This is a genomic window from Rhodoblastus sphagnicola (genome assembly GCF_002937075.1).
GTDB lineage: Bacteria > Pseudomonadota > Alphaproteobacteria > Rhizobiales > Beijerinckiaceae > Rhodoblastus > Rhodoblastus sphagnicola.
On the sequence record NZ_NHSJ01000137.1, the window covers coordinates 1 to 15246 of the forward strand.

At 62.1% G+C, this 15246-nt stretch carries 9 protein-coding genes and 1 tRNA gene; 3 read left to right on the top strand and 7 right to left on the bottom strand.

From position 1 onward, the window contains the following. Nucleotides 1-50 precede the first annotated feature (50 nt). Nucleotides 51-127: transfer RNA gene (locus CCR94_RS23170), tRNA-Met, on the top strand. 13 nt (nucleotides 128-140) lie between these two features. On the opposite strand, the gene CCR94_RS23175 is transcribed toward CCR94_RS23170, so the two are convergent. After that, nucleotides 141-1607 carry an aminotransferase-like domain-containing protein gene (locus tag CCR94_RS23175; protein ID WP_104510651.1) on the bottom strand — a complete coding sequence of 489 codons (1467 nt, stop codon included), beginning with the start codon at nucleotides 1605-1607 and terminating at the stop codon, nucleotides 141-143. A gap of 119 nt (nucleotides 1608-1726) precedes the next feature. On the opposite strand from CCR94_RS23175, the gene CCR94_RS23180 reads away from it, so the two are divergent. Further along, nucleotides 1727-2914: an MFS transporter gene (locus CCR94_RS23180; protein WP_206605894.1), complete on the top strand. Its 1188-nt coding sequence runs from the start codon at nucleotides 1727-1729 to the stop codon at nucleotides 2912-2914. Between the two features lie 155 nt (nucleotides 2915-3069). On the opposite strand, the gene addA is transcribed toward CCR94_RS23180, so the two are convergent. From addA to CCR94_RS26235, 5 genes are read right to left on the bottom strand one after another with little or no spacing between them, the layout of a single operon-like run. Further along, the gene (addA, locus tag CCR94_RS23185; RefSeq protein ID WP_104510652.1) at nucleotides 3070-5778 is read right to left on the bottom strand and encodes a double-strand break repair helicase AddA; all 2709 of its coding nucleotides are present in this window, start codon (nucleotides 5776-5778) and stop codon (nucleotides 3070-3072) included. Then, on the bottom strand, nucleotides 5775-8867 hold the full coding sequence (gene addB, locus CCR94_RS23190) for a double-strand break repair protein AddB (RefSeq protein ID WP_104510653.1): 3093 nt from the start codon (nucleotides 8865-8867) through the stop codon (nucleotides 5775-5777). Before addB ends, addA begins: the two co-directional genes overlap by 4 nt. Then, a complete protein-coding gene (locus CCR94_RS23195; RefSeq protein WP_104510654.1) occupies nucleotides 8843-9643 on the bottom strand; it encodes a nucleotidyltransferase family protein in 801 nt (266 codons plus the stop codon). The genes addB and CCR94_RS23195 overlap by 25 nt, the downstream gene beginning before the upstream one ends. Nucleotide 9644: 1 nt before the next feature. After that, nucleotides 9645-11165, bottom strand: coding sequence for a tRNA (adenosine(37)-N6)-threonylcarbamoyltransferase complex ATPase subunit type 1 TsaE (gene tsaE, locus CCR94_RS23200; protein ID WP_104510655.1), 1521 nt, complete (start codon nucleotides 11163-11165; stop codon nucleotides 9645-9647). Beyond that, nucleotides 11162-12679: a sensor histidine kinase gene (locus tag CCR94_RS26235; RefSeq protein ID WP_244594200.1), complete on the bottom strand. Its 1518-nt coding sequence runs from the start codon at nucleotides 12677-12679 to the stop codon at nucleotides 11162-11164. Before CCR94_RS26235 ends, tsaE begins: the two co-directional genes overlap by 4 nt. Here CCR94_RS26235 and CCR94_RS26240 point away from each other — a divergent pair, their 5' ends adjacent. Further along, nucleotides 12680-13666 (top strand): hypothetical protein, encoded by a 987-nt coding sequence (locus CCR94_RS26240; protein WP_244594201.1) that lies wholly within the window; start codon nucleotides 12680-12682, stop codon nucleotides 13664-13666. It abuts the gene before it with no gap. A gap of 166 nt (nucleotides 13667-13832) precedes the next feature. Here the strand turns inward: CCR94_RS26240 and ahcY are convergent, their stop codons facing one another. After that, nucleotides 13833-15239 (bottom strand): adenosylhomocysteinase, encoded by a 1407-nt coding sequence (ahcY, locus tag CCR94_RS23210; RefSeq protein ID WP_104510657.1) that lies wholly within the window; start codon nucleotides 15237-15239, stop codon nucleotides 13833-13835. Nucleotides 15240-15246 lie beyond the last annotated feature (7 nt).

A 15246-nucleotide genomic window follows, 5' to 3' on the forward strand; every position in this document is an offset into this window, starting at 1 on the left:
AACCTTGCAAACCTCCGGAAATGCCCGCAAAACAAAGCGAATACTCTTAACGCGGGGTGGAGCAGCCCGGTAGCTCGTCAGGCTCATAACCTGAAGGTCACAGGTTCAAATCCTGTCCCCGCAACCAATTCGTACATAATTCAATCACCGTCCCGGTTTGATCGCCGGGGCGGTGATTTTTGTTCATGGATCAGTTCCGCGAGTCGGCGGATGGCTCTTTCCAAAGCTGGAGACCAGGGGGAGCCGGCGTTGAGGCGGATGTAATTCCGATATTGTCCGGTGGCGGAAAAGATCGGACCGGGACAAATACCGATGTCCTCGGTCATGGCCCGTTCGCTTAAGAGGATGGCGTCGCTCCCTTCCGGCAGTTCCACCCACAGCACCAGCCCGCCGTTTGGCTTGGTGACCTTGGCGCCAGACGGGAAATAGGCGCCGATGGCATTGGCCATCCGCCGCGACTGGACCGAAGCTGCGGTTCGTATCCGGCGCAAATGGCGATCATAGGCTCCGTTTGCCAGAAAATCGGCGATCGTGTGCTGGAATATCCGGGGAACAGCGAGGGTCGAGGCCAGTTGCAGACGTTCGACCCGATCACGGAAGCGTCCTGGCGCCGTCCAGCCGATGCGGTAGCCGGGCGCCAAGACTTTTGAAAACGAGGCGCACAGCATGACCAAGCCCGAATCGTCGAACGCCTTGGCCGGTTTTGGGCGGATGTCCGCGTATCCCAATTCGCCAAAGGTATCGTCCTCAATCAGCGGAATATCCCGTTGCGCCAGCATGCTCAGCAATGCCCCTTTGGCCGCGTCACTCATGAGACTACCCAGCGGGTTGCTGAAACAGGGCGAGACAACGCAGGCGCGGATGGGGTGAGTGGCCAGAGCGTCGGCCAACCGGTCGAGACAAATTCCATCACGGGGGTGGGCCGGAATTTCCACAGCCGACAAGCCAAGAGTTTCCAGCAGCAACAACGTACCGAAATAGCAGGGCGATTCGACGGCGACCAGGTCGCCGTGCCGCGTCGTGGCTCGCAGACACAGGTCGATGGCCTGAGTGCAGCCGCTGGTGATGATGATGTCGTCCGGATCCAGCCGTCCACTCCAGTCCAGGGAGCGACGGGCGATCTGGCGGCGCAGATCGTATTCGCCCGGCGGGTAACTGTAATCCGGCGCCCCGTCATGGCGGGATCGCCGGATGCGCGCGGTCAGCAGGCGGTCCAGCGCGCGCAAGGGAAGCAGTCCTGTTCCGGGAGAGGCGTTTCCGAGGGGAACAATAGCCGGATTTTGACTGTCGCGCAGAATTAAGGCAATCCGGTCGCCAACATCGACCCGGGTGGCGTTCCGGCTAGGCGTTGAAACCGATGGTTCGTCAGGGAGCGCAATAGGAAGTTCGCGGACGAAATAGCCGGATTGCGGCCTCGCCTGAATGAGTCCCTGGCTTTCCAACAGCCCATAGGCCTGAAGCACCGTGGTCATGCTGATCTTTTCCTGCCGCGCGCACTGGCGCACCGAGGGCAGGCGGTCGCCGGGGACGAGCAGGCCGTCATCGATTAATTGGGTCAGCTTCTTGACCAGAATGCGATAGCGGAATGTCGGTGACCGAGCGCTCATGGCGACTGTTATGGTAACAAAACCGCTTTCCTGTGTCTGTTACTAAAAACGGCTCATGTCTACGATGGACCCGTTCCGACCGAGGTGTCTTTTCCCCCCACGGCCGGGATGAGGAAACATTGGACGACCAGGAAATGCGGGCATTGGGAACCGAAACGGCGGACTCCCCGACACGGGACAACCTCGTGCTGGCGCTAGGGTGTGGTGGGCTGGTTTCCGCCGCCGACAACTGGATCGTTGCCCCGATCCTGCCCTCGATCGCCGAAGGTCTGGGCGTCTCGGTGGCGCAGGCGGCGCTGGTCCTGGCCGCCTACATGATTCCTTATGGACTCATGCAGCCTGTCCATGGATATTTCAGCGAGGGATATGGCCGCCTGCGACTGCTGCGCAAGCTGATGCTCGGTTTGGCGTTCGGCACGGTGGGGTGCGCGCTGTCGCCCTCCTTTCTCTGTCTGTGCATCTGCCGTTGCGTGACGGGATTTTTCGCGGCGGGACTGATTGCGGTATCCCTGGCCCTGATCGGCGACAGGGCGCCCTCGGACGAACGTCAGACGCATGTCGGACGCTTCATGGGGATCGTGTTCCTGGGACAGGCCATGAGTGTCGGATTCGGCGGACTGCTCGCCCAATATGTCTCGTGGCGCGTCGTGTTTGCCGTATTCGCGGGCATGGCCATGATCGTTTTCGGCCTGCTCCGGCGACTTGGCGACGATTTGCCCCATAAGCCGACATCAGATTTTACCAGGGAATTATATCGGGCCGTGGGCGCGCCCAAGGGACGATCCGTCTATCTGCTGGCCTTCGCTGACGGATATCTGCTGCTGGGCATCTACGGTTTCATCGGTGCTTTCCTGCAACAGCGAGGCGGACTCGACCCATTACGGGCCGGTGGCGTACTTATGCTGTTTGGGGTCGCCAGTTTGATCGCAGGCGTTTGCATGGGCCGCGTGACCCGAAGAATGGGCCGACGGGAAACCGCCATGATCGGCGCGGCCCTCGGCTTGCTTGCCGCGAGTCTGCTGGCGTTATCGTCCCACTGGGGAATCGGCGCTCTGGCGGTGGTGGCGCTTGGACTGGGATACGTATTGGTGCAATCGACACTGGCGACACTGGCTTTCGAGGTCGGCGCCAGCGGCTTGTCCTCTGGTCTGGTCGGATTGGGCTTGTTTGGCGGCGGCGGAGTCGCTTCGGCGGTGGGAGGCGTCATCCTGGCGCATTATGGCTATGAGGCGCTGTGGATCGTCTCCATCGTAGGAACAGGGCTTCTCGTCATCGCGTTTTTCAAAGCTCGGGCTGCATTCGAATGACACCTGTTTCGTGTTGTTCCCTTGTCTTTTCGACCCTTCTCAAAAGTATGGGGATGCGAACAACGGTATTCTCTAATGGTTTCTAAGGCGAAAAATCGCACTACGCGAAACACGCCGATCCCGATCTCAGTTTAGTTCTTCGAACAGCCCTGAGGTTAGGAGGCTGGCGCCTCGACTGTTTCTTCAGCCAAGGCTTGTTCGATCATGCGGCGCCAACTTTCGGATGGAATTTCGACTTTTCCTCGGTGTCCCGCTATGTAGAGCCGCTCTTCCGCCCTCGTCATCGCCACGTACAATAATCTGCGGTATTCATCCAGACTCGTGTCTTTCTCCGCGGTCCTTAGAAGCGCGAGGCGAGAGCAATCCAGGGCCTTGCGTGGCGACCACACCGGAAGTTGCCCATTGGCTCCCGCGTCCAATGCGAAAATCGGCAGATCCAGGCGACTTGTCGGTGTCGAGCAGACATCCGGGAGGAAGACGATTTTCGCCTCCAACCCTTTGGCGGCATGAATCGTCATCACGCGGACCTGGCCTTCGCTGCTGTCCAGGTCCCTCTTTATGGTTCCCTCCGAAGATTCAACTTCGGCAATGAATGTGTGCAAGCTTGGCGCCGCCCTGTTTTCATGGGCGAGAGCGCTGTTCAGGAGCTCGTCGAGCACGTCGCCCGACTCCGGGCCAAGCCGCGCGAGAATGGCTCGCCGTCCGCCCATCGGACCCAGAATCCGCGCGAAGAAATCAAAAGGGGTCAACTCTCGCGCCATTCGGCTCAAGAAATCGAGTCTGGCGCAGGCGGCTTGATAGGATGGGAGGATCGACGACTGCAGAGAGTCAATGAGCGAACCTTGCCGGTTTGGGGCCAGATCGAGCAAGTCCTGATCATTGAGACCGAACAGCGGCGTCTTCAGAACCGTGGCGAGGTTCAAGTCGTCTTCCGGCAGCAGCGCGACGCGCGCGGTTGCGAGAAGATCCATCACGGCGATATGTTGCGCCAATTGCAGACGGTCGGACCCTGCGGTCGGAACGCCTTTTTCTTTCAGCGCGCGGATCATGGCTTCGAAAAAGGTGTCGCGCCGCCGCACGAGAATCATGATGTCGCCGGGCCGGACCGGTCGCGTTTCCGCGCCTGCTCCGACAGTTTCGCCGTCTCTCAACCAGTTCGCGATGACGCCGGCTATGCGTCGCGCGGAAGCGACCGCCGGATCGGTCTCGTCCCGGTAATCGAGCGGGAGTTTCCAGTCCCGGTCTGGTTCGCGATCCTGCGCCGAGATGACGTCCCAGATCTCGACCACCGACGGCAAGTCGCGCTTCCACGCTTCATGCACGGTTGGGACATGATCGTTCCCCGCGGACAGCCCCCGGCTTCTTTCAGGCGTGGCGAAGACTTTGTCGACAGCGGCCAAGACGCCGGGCGCCGACCGAAACGACAAGTGCAGGTCAACCGGCTCGAACTTGCCGTCAACATCTTGAATTCTTCGAGAGAATTCTCGCCGTTTCGCCGAAAAAAGCTCGGGTTCGGCCCCCTGAAAGGAAAATATCGACTGCTTTTCGTCGCCGACGGAAAAAATGGTGCGGGGCCGTCTGACTTGCCCCTCGCCGGCGAAAAAATCGGCGGAAATGCGCTCGATGATTTGCCACTGCGCCGCCGATGTATCCTGGGCCTCGTCGAGAAGAATATGATCGATGCCGCCGTCCAGTTTCTTGAGAAGCCAGGCGGCTGAGGAGCGCGACAACAGGCTCAACGTCCGCTCGATCATGTCGTCGAAGTCGACGCATTGCTGCGTCGCCTTGAGGTGCTCGTAGCGATCCTGGATTGCATTCACGACGACGCTCAGCGTGATCGTTCGGTCGGCGATTCGCACGGCCGCGAGCCGATCCCATAGCAGCAGGAAACGTTCTTGCTCTCTCTCCAGCGTCTCCAACACGTCCGGACGGGCGCTGGCAAGCGCCTTGTTCAGGACCGTCGCGGCTTCGCCATCGGTTTTCTTCAGGTAAACCGACGCCAGCGATTGCACGGCCAATTCGACGTTATTTGAATTCCATTGTTCGTAGGCCTCACGAAACAAGCGGCCACGCTTTTGATCGTTGACGCCGCCCGTGTCCATGACCTCCGCGATGGCGAGCCAATCGTCTGGCGACAGTCCATCCAGGGCGATGGCTTTCATCACCGTTTCGACTGTGTCGTCCGGGTCCGAACCAAGCGCGATCCGGAGGTCGCGTTGTGCTTTCTGCGAATGCAACGCACGAAATAACGCACGTTTATCAAGGGCGCTTTTGAAGAACTTGTCGAAGGTGACGCCGATTTCTCCCGCGATCCGCTCAATCGCCGAGGCCAGAACAGCGTCCGCCTGAGCCGCGATCAAGACTTCGCGGCGGGCGCGGGCGAGCAGCTCAATCTTGCGGGCGTCTTCCAACACGGTAAAGCTGGCCGGAACATTCGCCTCGAACGGCGCGATATGCAGCAGTCGCTCGCAAAAGGCGTGAATGGTCAGGGTTTTCAAACCGCCGGGCGTTTCCAGCGCCCGCGCGAACAGGACACGCGCGAGCGCGAGCTGTTCAGGCCGCTCCGGGCGAGGTTCACCCGTCGCGGCAATGGCGTCGCCCAGGTCGGAATCCGGCAGGGTCGACCAGTTCGCCAAAGTGCGGAACACGCGCTCCGACATATTCGCCGCCGCCGCCTTGGTGAAGGTCAGGCAGAGGATGCGGTTTGGACGGTTGCCCTGAAGCAGCAGCCGAATCACCCGCTGCGCCAGAACATGGGTCTTCCCCGATCCGGCATTGGCGGCGACCCAGGCCGAATTTCGGGGATCCGATGCGCGGGCCTGATCGCGTCGCGTCTTGTCGGGGATCGGACGTTCGACGGTCATGCGTCTTCCGCCGCATCGCCGGCGCCAACGATGGACCACTCCCGCGTTCGCGCCAAATGATCGTATTCATTGAATCGTGACGCAAATTGCGGAAACGGCCTGGCGGGATACCCGCGCTCGGGGTCGCGAAAATCATTGAGGAGGTTTTCAAGTTCGCGGAAATGTTCCCGCGTGAGGTCTTGAAACGAAAGCTTGTCCTTGGATCGTGGGTTGGGCTTGATTTCGAAGGGCGCGCTCTTGGCGCCGCCCAGGGGAATATAGAAGGCGGCGGTCACCGGACCGGCCGGTATCGCGCGGAACGCCGCGCGCTCGACCATCGCCGCCTCCAGGGTGAGTTGCGGCGAGAAGCCCGCTTGAATCTGGGGCAGCGTCGGGATTTCGCCCGTCTTGTAATCGCAAACGGCGATTTCGCCATTTGACAGGATCTCGATGCGATCCGCCTTGCAGGTCAGCCGGAATTCAGACCCGTCCAGCAGCGGAATCGTCAAGGCGCCGCTCTTTTCAACGAACAATCGTTGCAGATGCGGACGGCGATCGGCTTCGTAGGCCAGATAGACGTCAATGCCTTTTTGCAGACGCGGCCAGCGGAATGTCCTGAACTCCGGGTCGTCGGCGAAATCGCCCAATTGGCGCCGGACCATGTCGAGAATGATCGCGCGCGCGTTCGGCGGCAACGGCCCGGAGGGATGGTCGAGACAGAACCGCTCCAGCACGGCGTGCATTTCCACGCCGATTTCGCGGGCGCCCGCGGCTTCGTCAAGCGACGGCAATCGCTCAAGGCGCAGAATATGCCGGGCATAAATCGCATAGGGATCGCGGCGAAGGGTTTCGATCCGCGTCACCGACAAGGCGCGCGGCCGCAACTCCAGCGGCGGCTTCGGATCGGGCCGTTTCAGGGGAGGGGGCGCCTCCGATTGATCGAGGCCGCGCGCGATATCGAGCCAGATGTCGCCGCGAGACCGCAAGTCCTTGAACAGGTCCGCGCCCGCCAAGGCTTCCATGCGTTGCAGGAAGCGAGAGGCGATGGTGGGCGCGCCGCCGCGCTTTCTCGCGCGCGTCAGGATCACTTCCCGAGCGCCGAGCGCCTGGCAGAAGTCATGCGCGGTTTGGCCAATCCTGCGGTCGATTGACGAGAGGCCGAGCGCGTCGCGCATGGGCCGGTTGAGCAATGAATCCTTGGCCGCCTCCGGCGGCCAGACCGTTTCGTCGAGACCGGCGAGAACAAACCGCGTCGCGCCGTAAAGCCGCGCTTCCAGCAAGCCCAGGATTTGCAACCGGGGATGCCCGCTCTCGGGGCGTCGCAGAACGCGCTCCGCGACGAGCGCATCGAAGAAAGCGGCATAGGCCTCAAGGTCGAAAATGTAACGCGCGCTCGCGGTTTGCGCCAGTTCGTCGAAAAACAGCGACAAGGCCTCGCCGTCGTCGCCCTCGGCCGACATCGTCGCATCGCCCAGACTGGCGAGGCCGATCGCCGCGCGATGCGCTTCGAGCCAGCAGCTCAACGCGCGGCGGCCCGTGACGGCGCGCAAAGGCGCGACGGCGGCGTCGAGCTTGCTGGCGTAATCTTCAAGTCCGAGCCAATCGGCCTCGGTCAGGGCTTTCTGGCGCGGGTGCGCATCGCGTTGCTGCGCGGCGTCGCGCGCGGCGACGACCGCCTCGCGCCAGCAGATCGTGGATCGCGGCCTTGCGCGAAGAACGCCCAGCTCAAAAAGCCGTGACAGGGTCTGGGCCTGCGACTCCATGCCGAATGTCGCGAGGGGGTGAGCGAGCAAGGCCGCCCAGTCGGTCGCTCCCCCTGCAAGCGCCTTCAGAATCAGCCGCGCCAGAACGCCGGCGCTGGTCAGACCAAGGGAAACGCCTCCGGAATCGTCGATTTCAATGTTCCAGCGCAGCAATTCCGCGCGAACGCGTCGTGCGAGCGAGCGATCCGACGTGACCAGGGCGGCGATCCGTGTCTCGTCTTCGAGGGCCTCGCGCAGGCAAAGGGCGATCGCCAACGCTTCCTCGCGCTCGTTGGCCGCTTCGACGAGCGCGACGTCTTCGAGAGCCGGTCGCAGCGTGGCGGCGTCGTGAAGCGATCTCCAGTTCAGCCACTGGCCCGTGGTTTCGGCGGGACGGAAACTCTCGGACACGAATTTTTCGCGCATCGCCAATTTGGCGGAGGGCGTTCCAAGAGACACGACGTCCTGCCTCTCGATGCCCAGGGTCTTGATCAGTCGCGCGAGGAAGGCCTGCGGATGCGTCGGCGTGTTCGTCGTTGCAGTCCAAAGCGTTGCGTAGGATGCCGCGTCGAGATGAGTGTCAAGTCCCGGCAGGATGACGGCTCCGCGCTTGGCGTGCGCGACAGCGGCAAGCAGTTGCGCCGTGACGACATTTGAACCCGTCGATCCCAGCGCGATCACCGGTTGATCCATTTGCGCGACCATTTCGACCGCGCAGGCGATCAGCGCCCTTTGTCGCGCCGCCGGATCGACGAAGCCACGCTCCTGCTGGATCCTTGGCCAAGCCTCGATCGCTATATCCAGAAAGTGGAGCGTGAGCCGCCAATAGGTGTCGAAATCGCCATTGAGTGTGTCGAGAGTCTTCCAGGCGACATTCTCGATGATCATGTCGTCGATCAACTCGGCCAGTTCGCCCGACAAGCGCCAGGCGTCGACGGGTTGCGTTCCGACGAGCAATGTCTCGGGCGCATGGTGAACCGTGCCGTCGTCGTCGATCGAGACGATCGCTTGCTTCAGCCGGGCTGACCAATTGAGGATCAATTCGCCGAGAATCATGCGGCGCTCGATGTCCCCGACCGCGCGCGGCAATTGAGCGTGATCGATAACGAGGTCGGACCCGTCGTCGTCAAGCGCGCCAAGCGGCAGAATCGCAGGCGACAAAATGGCCGAGCGACGGCTCTGACGCTTGAATTCCGCAGCCAGCGCATGGGCCGCTCTGCGCGTGGGGACGTATATCCTGATTTTCGCCAATTCGAGCGGATCCGACGACTGGCTGAAGCCGGGGATCACCTGACCTTGGTAGAGGGCGGCGACAAACGTTTCGAGAAACGCGCAGCCGGGCGCTATATTGAAAACACGGGGCCGCAATCTGGATCCTTTGGCCGGAGGTCGGCTGCGTCGGCGGAAATCGTCAAGGCGCGCGGCTGTGATCTCGACCGGAATGCGGCCTCGGCTTGCGCGATCATGTCGATCGTTCCGACATGCAGCCAGCGCCCCTGCAAGACCAGGCCGTAAAGTCGGCCACGGGCGGCGGCCTCGAAGAAGAACGGCGCGAGTTTTAGCGGCGCGAGGGCGCAAGTCTCGAACAGCGAAGACTTGATCACGCCGACGCCGGCATACATGAAAGGCGCTTCCTCGCCGGGACCGGGGCGCGAGAGGACGCCTGAGGGGCGCAGGAAGAAATCGCCCCGGCCTTCGGCGCCCAGGCTCTCGGCGCGGTTCGCCAGCAGCAGCAGGACGTCCATTTTTTCGCTGTCCCAATAGTCGCGCAACCGCGCGATCTGGGGCGTCGGCGCATCGATCCACAGCGCGTCGGTATTGCAGATGAAAAGCGGCTTGCCGCCAAATTTATCCAGAACCTTGACGATCCCGCCGGCCTGATCGAGCAGCAGCGCCCTTTCGTCCGAGATTTTAATCGACGGAGACGAACGGCCCTGAAGCGCCGCCTCGATCTTGTCGGCGAGCCAATGCACGTTGACGATGGTTTCCGTGACGCCGGATTCGACCAGACGGTCGAGCATATGGTCGAGCATCGTGCTACCGCCGACCTCGACCAAGGGCTTGGGCAGCTTTGACGTCAGGGGCCGCATGCGTGTGCCCAGCCCGGCGGCGAAGACAAAAGCCTTTTCCGGAGGCGCATCCATGTCAAGGCTCCAGCAGCAGTTGCGGCAAATTCTGTTCGAACCAGAGCTTTAGCTCGGCCAGCGCCGGATGTCTCAGGTTCTTGTTCAAATAGCGGATGACGCGTGGAAGGTGCTTCAGATAAGCGGGCTTGTTGTCCCGCCGATCGAGGCGCGCGAAAATGCCGATGATCTTGCTGGCGCGTTGGGCGCCCATCGCGGCGTAGGAGGCCGCGAACGCCGCCATGTCGAACGCCGCGAACGCGCGCTTGCGCGCCAGGGCATAGGCGCCCAGCAGCTTCAGTTCGAGGTCGTCGGAAACATCCACGCGCGCATCCTGCGCCAACGAGACCAGATCGTAAGCGGCCGGCCCGAGAACGCAGTCCTGGAAATCGAGCAGGCCGACCCGACGCAAGCCCGGACGATCCTCCAGCCAGAGCAGGTTGGGAGAATGATAATCGCGCAGACACCAGGTCTTCTGTTCCGCGAGGGGCGCGGCCAGGATGGCGCGCCAGGCGTTTTCAAACTGCGCGCGGGCGCCGGAGGCAAAATTCAGCCCGACATGCGGCGCATACCAGTCAAGCAGCAGCTCCGTCTCTGTCACCAGGGCGTCCACGTCATAACATGGCAAGGTGTATTGCCCTTCACCCAGCGGCAGCGCGTCCGGAAGATCGCGGCTGTGGAGAAAGGCCAGCACGGCGGCGGCTTCGAGATAACGATCCGCGATGGGACCGTCGTTGTTGACCACGCCAGCGGTTCCCAGATTTTCCAGGACGGCGAAGCCTGTCTCAAGATCCGCCGCATAAATGGCCGGCGCGGACAGACCCAAGGCCCGCAAGCCGGCGTCAACAGCCACGAACGGCCCGATGTTTTCCGCCAGATGGACCCATGCGCTGTAGGACTTGCCATTCTTGATGGCGGGTCCGTCGGGTCGCGGCGGCGAGATCATCAGGATGGCCATTTCGCCATTCGGCCGGCGCAGCAGATCGTAGGCGCGGCTGGAGGCGTCGCCCTGGAGGCGCGTGCGCTCGGCGTGACGCCAGCCAGAACGCTCCAGCACCGATTGGGCGCCGCGCGTCTGGGCGAGCCGTTGCGCCATCGCCCCGGTCCCCGAGATTTCGGCGCGCCGATAGGTCGGCCCCCGACTGGAATCCGGGACCAGCGCCACATTCAGGCGGTCGTTGGCGAGTTCGTCGCCGGCGCGTTCAGCCCATTCAACGATGACAAGCGCGCCTTCCGACGCTTCGCTCCAGCCCAGTTCAACCAATTCCCGCGGGTCTTGCACGCGATAAAAGTCGGCGTGGACGACCGGGCAACGCGGGGTTTCGTAAACCTGCATCAATGTGAACGTCGGGCTTGGCGTCTCCAGCTCGGGATCGCCGGCCAGACAGCGCAGCAGCGCGCGGACGAAAGTCGTCTTGCCCGCGCCGAGATCGCCGGAAAGCGTCACGAGATCGCCGGGGCCGACGAATTCGGCGATGTCCTCGGCCAGCGCGCGGGTGGCGGCTTCGTCCTGCAGTTCGACGCGCCAAACGGGATGGGTCATGCCTGTCCTTCAGCCTTGTCGCCGGAGGTCGGGCATCCGAGTTCACGGACGCCCCTGGTAGGGAAAATGCAGGTCACGACCGTCCCCTCTCCTGGCGCGGAATCTATCAAAACCTGTCCCCCATGCGCCTCCACGAACGCGCGGACGATGGAAAGACCGAGTCCAACGCCACGATGGCGCGAATTGAGCGTGTGGCTTTCGAACCTGTTGAAGACCTTGTCCAGAATCTCTGGCGGAATGCCCCGCCCGTTGTCGGACACTTTGAAGACGACATCGTCGGATCGACGAAACGCCGCGAGCGTGACCGTTTGTCCCGGTTCCGAGAAACCGATGGCGTTCGACAGAAGGTTGAACAAGATTTGGCGAATACGCTTGCTGTCAGCCTGAAAGACGCCAATGTCCTTCGGCATGACCAGCGACAGTTCAACCTGGGATTCCGCAAGGCGATCCTGCACGCCCTCGGCGGCTTCGCGAATTGTTTTGGCAATATCGACGTCTTCGGTGCGCAATTCCATCGCGTCGCGGTCAATCGTCGCCAGATCAAGAATATCATTGATGATGGCGAGCAGCGCCGCCGAGGATTTCAGGACGTAGCTGGTATATTCACGCTGCTTTTCGTTCAATGGGCCAACGCTCGAATCGCCCAGCAGTTGAATGAAGCCGATGATATTGGTCAGGGGCGAGCGAAGTTCGTAAGAAACATGGTGAACGAAATCGTCGCGTAATCTCTCGGCCGCCATCAGGGCTTCGTTGCGCTCGGTCAGGGCGCGCTCGACATTCACGCCATCGGTCACGTCGATGAAAGTGAGGAGGGTGCCGCCATCCGGCAGGGGGGCGGCGGCGCAATCGACGATCGAGCCATCGGTTCGCGGCAGGCGCCGTTCAAATCCCATGCGCGCGGCGTGAAGCCCGGTGACAATCGAGCGGAGATCGTTCCAGGCCGCGTCGTCGGGAACCAGGCCGCGACAGCCTTGGGCGATCAAGTCCATATGGGGCTTCTCGCTCAACTGGTTGAGCGGCAGGCGCCACATCCGTCCAAAAGAGGGATTGTAAAGCTTGAGCCGGCCGTCGGCGCCAAACACGGCGACGCCCTCCTGCAAGGCGTCGAGCGTTTCGGTCTGCACTCTGGCCAAGGAATTATATTGGGATTCGAGCGTGAATCGCTCGGTCACGTCATCGAACAGATAGGTCAGGCCGCCTTGAGGGTTGGGGTCGAACCCAACGCGGATCGTGCGCCCGTCGGGGAGATGCCAGACTTGCGGCGCGGGATCCAGGCTGTGATAGAGCGACAGCAGGCCATTTTTCCAGCTGCGAAAATCCGCCTGCTCCGGCAGGCGCCGCGCCGCGCGCAGACGTTCGAGGATTTCGGAATCGCTCGGCTTCTGTTCGAGAAAGCCTTGTTCCAAGTCCCAAAGCTGGCGATAGGCGGCGTTGGCGAACACAAGGGTCTTGCCGCGGTCGAAAATGGCGATCGCCGTTGCGATCTGGTCCAGTGTCCGGATGTGGGAGTCCATTTGACGCGCGTGATCGGCGCGAAGACTTTCGAGTTCGGAAAGATCGTAGGCGATCCCGCCGGACCCTCCTGGAAGCGCGGCGTCGAAGACTTCCATCAGCTTGCGCTCGCCGGCGATGACAACATTCCGGCGAACACGCCAGGCTTGTCCGGCCTCCCGCGCGCGCGCGGCTTGTTCCCGCGACGGACTGTCGAGCAATTCGAGGCCGCGCGCCGCGACGTCCTGGCGATCCTTCGCTTCAACCGCGCGACAGTAAGCCTCGTTGACCCATGCGATGGCGCCATCGCCGTTGCGCGTCCAAACCGGATGGGCGGACACGTCGAGCAATGCGCGCAGGATTTCAAGTTGCGCGACCTGCTCCGCATGGACGGCGCGCAAGCGCATGAGTTCCAGGCGATCGCCGGAGACGTCGCGAACGCGCAACACGGCGCGACTGCCAATGGCCCGCCCCTCGGCTTCGAGATGTCGTCCATTGTGACTGATGAGATCGAGCCGGAAGCCTTGGCCGCGTTCGCGCAGGCGCGCGACATTCGCCTCCATCGCGCTGGCCTGGTCCGGCGAAAGCCAAGTGGTGAACCCCAATATCCGTCGCGGCAAGGGCGCGTCGAGCGCGAGACTGATATCGCCTTCAATCTCGGGTTCGTTCGACGAACCGGCCCAGACCACAACAAATTGCGCCTCAGAGGCGATAAACGACCGGGCGCGGTCAGCCTGTTGACGAAGGGCGTCCACCTCCGCCTGAAGCTTCACCTCGGTTTTGCGCCAGGTCTGGCGACCCGTGAGGTGAAACAGAATGGTGATGGCGGAGAAAATGACGAGGCCGAAGCCGGCCGAAAGCCGGATCAGCCCGTGAGTTTCCTCGGCTTGCGCGAAATTCGTCAGAGACTCGGCGCGAACGGCCAAGGGTATGCAGATAAAGGGCGCGCCGGCCAACGCCAGAGCTGCAATCCGCAGCGCGCGGGCGGCTGCGCCTTCAAGCGGAGTTGACTTGATTTTCCGCTTCGACATGGACCCAGCTTCTCTCCACACGGCAAGACGCAGGGTCCGGACCCCGACGAATCAATTCAATCTACTGCGTTCGGACGCCACGAAAAAGCCTCCGCGTCGATGACGCGGAGGCGTGTCGCACGTAACAGTCGCCGATCCCCAGGGATCAGTAGCGATAATGGTCTGGCTTGAAAGGCCCTTCCACAGGCACGGACAGATAGTCCGACTGCGCCTTGGTCAATTCGGTCAGCTTCACGCCGATCTTTTCCAGATGCAGCTTGGCGACCTTCTCGTCGAGGTGTTTCGGCAAGGTGTAGACCTGCCGGTCGTATTGACCCTGTTTGGTGTACAGCTCGATCTGGGCGAGCGTCTGGTTGGTGAAGCTCGCCGACATGACGAAGGACGGATGGCCCGTCGCATTGCCGAGATTGACCAGACGGCCTTCCGACAACAGGATGATGCGCTTGCCGTCGGGGAACTCGACCTCGTCGACCTGCGGCTTGACGTTGTGCCACTTGAAGTTGCGCAAGCCGCCGACCTGAATTTCGGAATCGAAGTGACCGATGTTGCAGACGATGGCGCGATCCTTCATGGCGCGCATGTGATCGACCGTGATGACATCGACATTGCCGGTCGAGGTCACGAAGATGTCGGCGCGGGACGCCCCGTCATCCATCGTGGTGACTTCATAGCCTTCCATCGCCGCCTGAAGCGCGCAAATCGGATCGATCTCGGAAACGAGCACGCGGCAGCCGGCGTTGCGCAGCGACGCCGCCGATCCCTTGCCGACATCGCCAAAGCCCGCGACCATGGCGACCTTGCCGGCCATCATGACGTCGGTGCCGCGCCGGATGCCATCGACGAGCGATTCACGGCAACCGTAGAGGTTGTCGAATTTCGATTTTGTCACGGAATCGTTGACGTTGATGGCGGGCCACAGCAGGCGGCCTTCCTTTTGCATGATGTAAAGGCGGTGAACGCCCGTGGTCGTCTCCTCGGTCACGCCCTTGATCGCGGCGGCGTTGCGCCCGTAAAAGCCGGGATTGCTCTTGAGCCGCTTCTTGATCGCGGCATAGAGGACTTCTTCCTCCTCATTGGACGCGGTGTCGAGGAAGGCAACGTCGCCCTGCTCGGCGCGCAGGCCGAGATGGATCAGCAACGTGGCGTCGCCGCCGTCGTCGAGGATCATGTTGGGTTGACCGCCGTCGCTCCATTCGAAGATGTGGTGGGTGTATTCCCAATATTCCTCAAGGCTCTCGCCCTTGATCGCGAACACCGGCGTGCCCTGCGCGGCGATCGCGGCCGCGGCGTGATCCTGGGTCGAGTAAATGTTGCAGGAGGCCCACCGCACGTCGGCGCCGAGCGCCTGAAGCGTTTCGATCAGCACGGCTGTCTGAATCGTCATGTGCAGCGAGCCGGCGACCCGGGCGCCCTTCAGCGGTTGGCTGTCGCCATATTCCGCGCGCGTCGCCATGAGGCCCGGCATTTCGGTTTCGGCGATCGCAATTTCCTTGCGACCCCAATCGGCGAGAGCGATGTCGCGAACGACGTAGTCGTGAGTTGGGTGGGACATGAAAATA

Bases quoted from the DNA above. Each gene is read 5' to 3' on its own strand.
- CCR94_RS23175 (WP_104510651.1), bottom strand. From the start codon at position 1,607: ATGAGCGCTCGGTCACCGACATTCCGCTATCGCATTCTGGTCAAGAAG.
- addA (WP_104510652.1), bottom strand. From the start codon at position 5,778: ATGACCGTCGAACGTCCGATCCCCGACAAGACGCGACGCGATCAGGCC.
- CCR94_RS23195 (WP_104510654.1), bottom strand. From the start codon at position 9,643: ATGGATGCGCCTCCGGAAAAGGCTTTTGTCTTCGCCGCCGGGCTGGGC.
- tsaE (WP_104510655.1), bottom strand. From the start codon at position 11,165: ATGACCCATCCCGTTTGGCGCGTCGAACTGCAGGACGAAGCCGCCACC.
- CCR94_RS26235 (WP_244594200.1), bottom strand. From the start codon at position 12,679: ATGGACTCCCACATCCGGACACTGGACCAGATCGCAACGGCGATCGCC.
- ahcY (WP_104510657.1), bottom strand. From the start codon at position 15,239: ATGTCCCACCCAACTCACGACTACGTCGTTCGCGACATCGCTCTCGCC.